Annotated in this window: 6 protein-coding genes and 1 pseudogene; 3 read left to right on the forward strand and 4 right to left on the reverse strand. The window is 39.5% G+C overall.

The window, feature by feature from the left end:
• Positions 1–113: 113 nt before the first annotated feature.
• Positions 114–1,160, reverse strand: a complete 1,047-nt coding sequence (locus IQ259_RS21690) for a metal ABC transporter substrate-binding protein (protein WP_193888061.1) — start codon at positions 1,158–1,160, stop codon at positions 114–116.
• A gap of 89 nt (positions 1,161–1,249) precedes the next feature.
• Here IQ259_RS21690 and IQ259_RS21695 point away from each other — a divergent pair, with 89 nt between their 5' ends.
• Together IQ259_RS21695 and IQ259_RS21700 are read left to right on the forward strand one after the other, a co-directional pair.
• On the forward strand, positions 1,250–2,077 hold the full coding sequence (locus IQ259_RS21695) for a metal ABC transporter ATP-binding protein (protein ID WP_193888068.1): 828 nt from the start codon (positions 1,250–1,252) through the stop codon (positions 2,075–2,077).
• Positions 2,078–2,123: 46 nt separating this feature from the next.
• Complete coding sequence (locus IQ259_RS21700) at positions 2,124–2,969, forward strand: metal ABC transporter permease (RefSeq protein ID WP_193888062.1); 846 nt, start codon at positions 2,124–2,126, stop codon at positions 2,967–2,969.
• Between the two features lie 124 nt (positions 2,970–3,093).
• Here IQ259_RS21700 and IQ259_RS21705 read toward each other — a convergent pair whose 3' ends face one another.
• Positions 3,094–4,302 (reverse strand): pre-peptidase C-terminal domain-containing protein, encoded by a 1,209-nt coding sequence (locus IQ259_RS21705; protein ID WP_193888064.1) that lies wholly within the window; start codon positions 4,300–4,302, stop codon positions 3,094–3,096.
• A 333-nt stretch (positions 4,303–4,635) separates the two neighbouring features.
• Here IQ259_RS21705 and IQ259_RS21710 point away from each other — a divergent pair, with 333 nt between their 5' ends.
• Positions 4,636–6,633 (forward strand): serine/threonine-protein kinase, encoded by a 1,998-nt coding sequence (locus IQ259_RS21710; protein WP_193888065.1) that lies wholly within the window; start codon positions 4,636–4,638, stop codon positions 6,631–6,633.
• A 47-nt stretch (positions 6,634–6,680) separates the two neighbouring features.
• Here IQ259_RS21710 and IQ259_RS21715 read toward each other — a convergent pair whose 3' ends face one another.
• Together IQ259_RS21715 and IQ259_RS21720 are read right to left on the reverse strand one after the other, a co-directional pair.
• Entirely contained in the window at positions 6,681–7,211 is a 531-nt protein-coding gene (locus IQ259_RS21715) for a ferritin-like domain-containing protein (RefSeq protein WP_193888067.1), read from the reverse strand.
• 221 nt (positions 7,212–7,432) lie between these two features.
• Positions 7,433–7,563 (reverse strand): annotated as a pseudogene (locus IQ259_RS21720) (photosystem II D2 protein (photosystem q(a) protein)); the annotation flags it as partial.

Below are 7,563 nucleotides of genomic sequence, written 5' to 3' on the forward strand. Positions count from 1 at the left end.
TCTGATGAAATTAAAATTTACATCTCTGAAGTTATATATTAGTTTTTACAAAAAGATATCACCTCTTACTTAAGAAATAGCCAAATAATTCAGAATTATTCCTTACCTACTATTTATTGCTGTCTAGCTGCTGTCTTTTTAATTAGTTGAAATGGCGTATATTTACCTCCCAAAGCTTCAACAATGGTACGGGTATTTGCCTCCATCATTTTGATGTAGGATTCTCCATCACTGCCTTTAGCACCAATTGAATCAGAGTAAAGTTGTTGCGGTGCTAATTTTACACCTGCTTCTTGAGCAACGGTTTTAATTAAAGTTGGATTAATTGTAGTTTCGGCAAAAATGGCTGGTACACCAGTCTTTTTGACCGATTCTACTAATTGCTTTACTGTTTGGGCGCTTGGTTGTTCTTCCGTGCTGATACCAATTAAAGTCCCTGCGATCGCAATTCCGTAAGCACGTGCATAATATTGAAAAGCATCGTGGGTTGTAATTAGTTTGCGTTTATCTGGAGGGATAGTTTGAATTTGTTGATTAATCCAGGTATGCAACTGTTTTAATTCATTAGTTAGTTGTGCTGCTTTTTGAGTAAATTTTTCTCTATCTTTTGGTGACAATTCCAGCAACGCATCTCGAATCACATTTACCATTGCAGCCGCATTTTCGGCACTACCCCAAACGTGGGGATCTGGCACAATTTCACCTTTACCTTTATCCAATTCCAAAGGTTTAACTACTTCCCCCACAGCTACTTTACGCCCTTTTCCCGCCGCATTCATTAACTTAATTAATCCCGGTTCCAAGTTGTAACCGTTATACAAAATTAAGTCGGCTTCTTCCAAAAACCGACTGTCTGCTGGAACTGGTTCATAAACATGGGGATCAGCGCCAGGTTGGAGAATTCCCTTGAGTTGAATTTCATCGCCGCCAACTTCTTGGGTTAAGTCAGCAATGATCGTACTAGTAGCCACAACCAAGGGTTTATCATCACCTTTGGCAGTGTTAGAGTTGGCATTGTTTTGAGTACAACTAAATAAAGCTAATGGCAAAACCATTCCTAAGCAAAGGCCAGAAACCAGATTAAAAATAACTTTTTTCCGCCTGGGAATTGTTGGTTCGCAGGAAACGCGATCGCCTTCTCTCTGAAGTATTAGACTCATTTATCTTTGATATTACTGCTTATTATAGATTTTTTCATATTTTTCTCATTTTTGTAGTAAGCTCAAGTAATAAATATAAAAGCATAATGATGAAAAATGTTTCTTTTTATACTAAACTGAGCCAATTCCAGAAAAAAGCTGAGGAAAATCCTGCACCATTTATTAAAGCTATTGATATGGATTCCACGGCTGCAATTTCTGTAGCCCATTTGGGAGTACATTACCGGACGCAAGAAGCCTTGAGGGATATTAACTGTGCCATCAAACCAGGCAGATTGACAGGCATTTTTGGCCCAAATGGTGCTGGCAAAAGTACACTGATGAAAGCAATGTTAGGCTTGGTTCCTGTTAGTAGTGGCGTGGTGATGTACCAAAACCAACCCTTAATGCAGCAGAGATCCAAAGTTGCTTACGTACCACAACGCAGCCAAATTGATTGGACTTATCCCGCCACAGTTTGGGATGTAGTGATGATGGGAAGGGTAAAGAAAACAGGTTGGTTGCGTAGCTTCTCAGTAGTTAGCCGCCAAGTAGCAAACAGCGCCCTAGAAAGAGTGGGGATGAGTGAATACCGCGATCGCCCCATCGGACAATTATCAGGAGGACAACAACAGCGAGTATTTTTAGCCCGTGCTTTAGCACAGCAAGCAGACATCTTCTGTTTTGACGAACCCTTTGTCGGTATCGATCAAAAAACCCAATCCATTATCTTTGAAGTCTTCCACGAACTTGCAGCCGAAAACAAAATCGTCCTAGTTGTCAACCACGACTTAGGCGAATCCATCGCCCATTTCGATGACCTAATTTTACTCAACCTAGAACTCATCGCCACAGGTTCCAGACAACAAGTACTCACAGAACATAACCTCCATCTGGCTTACGGCGGTAAAGTCATGTACTTCTCCGACGCAGCCTAAAAACACTCTGCGCCCTCTGCGCCTCTGCGGTTCGTATAAATAATCTATGCTAGAAACACTAATCGAGCCATTACAATATGGCTTCATGCAGCGATCGCTCATCATTGCAATTTTAGTTGGTTTATTGTGTGCAGTTGTGGGCAGCTACTTAATGGTGCAACGACTTGCACTGCTTGGCGATGCTATCAGTCACTCAGTTTTACCAGGACTAGCGATCGCTTTTATGTTGGGCGCAAATATATTTATTGGGGCGTTTATTGCCGGAGTTATTAGTACAATGGCGATCGCTTGGATTCGGACGCGATCGCCCATCAAAGAAGATGCTGCAATGGGCATAGTTTTTTCAGCTTTTTTTGCCCTTGGTATTACCTTAATTACAGTAGTTCAAAAAGATAATAAAATCGACCTCAATCACTTTCTTTTTGGCAACATTCTTGGTGTTACCATTGACGAAGTGCGAGACACAGCAATTATCGCCGCTATTGTTTTAATAGTAGTTGTTTTAATCTACAAAGAACTTTTATTCTACACCTTTGATCCCCTAGGCGCTCAAGCCGCAGGTTTGCCAGTCAATCGGCTAAACTTTGGATTAATGCTACTGATTGCTTTAACCATCGTCGCTAGTATGAAAGCCGTAGGTGTAATTTTAGTGCTATCGCTATTAATTACACCAGGTGCAACCGCTTATTTGTTAGTCAAACGCTTGCATCAAGTCATGATTTTAGGTGCAGTGATTGGTGTAATTTCTAGTGTTAGTGGTATGTATCTCAGCTATTTTTATAATTTGCCTTCTGGCCCAGCAATTGTTTTAGTAGTATCAGGTTTATTTATTTTGGCATTGTTATTTAGTCCCAAACACGGCGTTTTGATGCCAACGGTGAATCAGAAATAGGAAAAACGTAAGTTCGTAAGTTTTTAAACGCAGAGGTACGCGTTCGCGTTGGCGGAACCTCTCGTAGAGAAGCTTCTCGCAGAGAAGGTTAACGCAAAGAGATGCAAAGTGTTTCTCAACAATTTTAAAACAAAGTTAATCGGTAATTACCACGTCCTTGTGGATTACTAGAAGTCACAACTATATAATAAGTACCATCTTCAGGTAATCTAGCTCGGTCAATGAAGGTGCTGTATTTGCCATCGCGATCGCTGTTTGTAGCAATTCTTTGTCCTTGAGAATTGAGTAAAACTATATAAGGCGAAAACTCTTCATTAACACTATCGACACGAACACTCACCAGCTGATTTTTTGTACCTTGAAACTGAGAAACATTGTAAGGACTGCCATTTTGTTTGAGTACAAAGTTTTGCAGAGTCAGTTCCCCTGATTCGTCTAAAATATAGCTGGCTCTATCATTTCTGATCGCCAGACTGTATCGGCCTGTATCTCCAGGGTTTTGGCTAGTGACGGCGATTGTATATGTACCTTCTACAGGTAATCGCGCAAAAATAAAGGCATCTCTATTTATTTCTCCACTGCGTCTTTTAAGGATGACGTTATTATTGGGGTCGAGTAGCAACATGAAAGGACGTAAATTTAAGTTGTTAGAACGTCTTTGATCGGCACTACCCACAAGGCGAATTTGAATCAGTTGGTTCTCTCTGCCTTCAAACTGGTAGAAATGATATGGTCTACCTTGGGATTGAAAATCTCGTTTATCCAGAATACCGAAAGCAATATCGACAAAGTTAAGCTTTTTATAAGCAGGTGTTCTAGTGGAAGCAGCAGCTATATCCTTAGGATTTTGGTTTCTACTTCTACCTGAGTTAGTGTTTGGTGTTTGTATTTGTCCTTGAGGTGGAGACACAGAGCGATTTTGTACTGGTTGCGGCGTGGGGTTGCTTTCTCTCGGTGTAGAATTAACAGGTGCTGGTTGCGGTGCGGGTTTAGTTTCTCTCGGTGTAGATTGTTCGGGAATAGAACTAGCTGGTTGTGGCGTAGGGTTGGTATCTTCAGGTGGGATACGCGCCGGTAAAGGTGAATTAATAGATTGAGTGCGTTGTGGAGTTACAGGCGGTTCAACAGCAGGAATTTGCTCAATACCTTGTTGTACTGCTTCTGGCTGTCGTTCATCTGGTGTTTTGGCAATTTGGAATTGTCTAGAGAGTGTGGTAATTTCTAAGGCGCTAATTGGTAGGACATGGCTGGCGATCGCTAAACTACTACTAACAGAAACAAGTAGAGCCAAATTTAGTCTCAATCGATATTTTAGATTGTGTTGTCCTGCCATAGTTCATTCCTCTTTCTTTATATTTGTAATTTTTATCTGCCTGTAGATAGATACTTTTATTTACTGCATAAGTATGAAAAATTTTTGACTAAAATTTTCTTTGTTTTAGTTATTACTCAGCATATATATTTATAACCTAAAATTACGACGTAACAAATTATAAACAGTAGTTATGATACTACTGATGAGCAAAAAAATAACAACATCTTAAATTTTAAATCACTGAATTAAGTGTATATTAATTATTTAGTTGCAAGTAAGCTTACAGCAACTTCATAGCAAAATTATACGTCATGAACTGACATATACACAAACAGAAAATGGATTCCCAGTATGGTCTGCTGCTTGAATCCCGATTGCCCCGAACCTTTGAACTCTGACGAAAACCAGTATTGTCAAAGTTGCAATACACCATTAGTAAGATTATTGAGAGGGCATTATCGTGTCATTAAAGTACTATCAGATGAAGGTGGATTTGGTAGAACCTATCTGGCGGAAGATATAGATAAGCTAAATGAATGGTGTGTAGTTAAACAATTTGCCCCAAAAGTTCAAGAAGCTTCTGCGATCAAGAAAGCAATTGCATTATTTCAAGAAGAAGCTCAACGATTGCAGGAATTGGGAGAACATGCTCAAATACCTGCATTATTAGCTTATTTTGAGCAAGATAATTATTTATTTTTAGTCCAACAATTTATTGATGGTGAGAATTTAATACACGAATTACGACAAGGAGTAACCTATAACGAAACTCAAGTTATCAGAGTTTTACTAGATTTACTACCAGTACTTAAATTTATCCACGAGCGCGGCGTAATTCATCGAGATATTAAACCACAAAATATTATTCGTCGTCGGAGTGATGGACGATTGGTATTAATTGATTTTGGTGCATCCAAGCAATTAACAGCAACAGTCCATACTAAATTGGGGACAACTATTGGCTCACATGGTTATACTCCCATCGAACAAATGGAAGATGGCCAAGCTTACCCAGGCAGTGATTTATATAGTTTGGGTGCGACTTGCTTTTATTTGCTAACTGGAATTGCACCATCAAAATTGTGGATGCAGCAAGGCTATAGCTGGGTGAAATCTTGGCGGCAATATGTACCAAAAATCATAGGGTCAAAATTAGGTAAAGTTATGGATAAACTGTTAATCACAGATATTCAACAACGTTATCAATCGGCAAATCAAGTCATTAGGGAATTGAAGAAACAGCCTTTACCATCATCAGTACCTCCAACCTTATTGACAGTACCGCCAACTTTACTAACAGTTCCAGCAACACATCAGAGACTATTTACAGTCAAGTTCAATAACAACTTGCGAAAATTATTGCTAGTCAATGTTGTCATTCTACTTTTGGGATTCGGAGGAATTTGGTATTTTCAGTCTTTCCTCAAGCTCAATACTACCGAAATATCAGAAAATGCAGATCAACCCAAAACTTTGAAAGGACATGCTAGTGATGTGAATTCTGTAGCTTTTGTTCCCAATGGACAAACCTTAGCTAGTGGTAGCGATGACAAGACAATCAAACTGTGGAATCTCGCAACAGGAAAAGAAATTCACACTCTCAAAGGACACTTGAAATGGATTTGGGCGATCGCGTCCACTCCTGATGGTAAAATTCTTGCCAGTGGTAGTGCAGATAAAACAATCAAACTGTGGAATCTATCGACCACAGAAGAAATCCGCACACTGAAAGGACACACTGATGGGGTAGCAACTGTTGCTTTTACTCCCGATGGTAAAACTTTGGCTAGTGGTAGCTTAGATAAGACAATCAAATTGTGGAACCTAGGAACTGGTAAACAAATTCGCACTCTTACAGGACATACTCAAGCAGTTCCAGCCTTAACCTTCAGTCCCGATGGCAAAACTCTGGCTAGTGGTAGTTGGGATAAGACAATTAAACTGTGGAACCTAGGAACTGGTAAACAAATTCGTACTCTCGAAGGTCATTCGGAATTAATTCTTTCTCTAGCCTTTAGTCCCGATGGCAAAACTCTGGCTAGTGGTAGTAAAGATAAAACAATTAAACTCTGGAATGTAGCGACAGGAGAAACAATTCGCACTTTTAGACAGCATTCTGATAAAGTAAATTCTGTTGCTTACAACAAAACTGCCAACGGTATCATTCTTGCAAGTGGCAGTAGCGACAATACGATTAAAATTTGGAATCCGACCACTGGTAAAGAGATTCGCACTTTAAAGCGAGATTCTGGCTATATTTATTCTGTTGCTATTAGTGCAGATGGTCAAGCGATCGCTAGTGGCGGTAGTGCAGAGAATATTATCAAAATTTGGCCAATATCGCAGTAGAGACGCGAAATCTCGCGTCTCTACTATTTAATCAATCCTAATTTTGATTACTTGCGATTACTAGCCTCTTGAAATAACTGTGGTATGTGCTGCTCAATTTTTTGTGCTGTTTGTTGTTCTTGCTGTAAGTTTTGTTGGAGTAATTTTACAACTTCTTTCTGCTTCATGTGTTCCGCACCTGTAATCAATCCCTGATAGGAAATCACCTCGAAGTTCTCTACCTTTGCAAGCGCTCCTGCTAGTGATAAATTCAAAAGACTAGAATTATCGCTAGTCAGTAGCAAACATTTTTGTCCTTCACTCACCAAAGCTGCTGCAACATCACAATTAATCCGCTTTGGTTGCTGTCCTATAGTACTAAAAACTTGCTCCAAGTTCCTGATTTGCTGTTCAGTTTCTCGAATATGAGTTTCGACTAATGACCGCAATTGATTATTAAGCTCACACTGCAACATCATCTGTTGAGATTCTAAAAAGCGACATTCAGCATCGTACATACCGCAGAGTTCGTAATGAAATTTTTCCTGAAGATTGGTGATTTTGGTAATAGCAGATGGACGCTCTTGTAGATTAACCATTGTTATTCTCCAGCTTGATTGTTGTTGTTGAATTTCACAAGCACATCTTCAACCCTACTGGCGCTCTTGCTACTACTCCTCATACCAAAGAGACAACTGGATGTAAACAATAATAGTTAAATAGAATACAAAATTAAATAAAAAAACCACTGCTCTAAAGCAGTGGTTTGTTAAAAAATGGAAGAATGATGAATCAATATCAAATCAGCAATTCACCATGCTTACAGAGCGTTACCACGAGGTAATACCTCCTCAGGGAATATAAATTGTTCGTGGGGCTGATCTTGAGGAGCCATCCAAGCGCGGATACCCTCGTTCAGCAAAATGTTTTTGGTATAGAAAGTTTCAAATT

The organism is Fortiea sp. LEGE XX443 (genome assembly GCF_015206815.1).
GTDB lineage: Bacteria > Cyanobacteriota > Cyanobacteriia > Cyanobacteriales > Nostocaceae > Nostoc_B.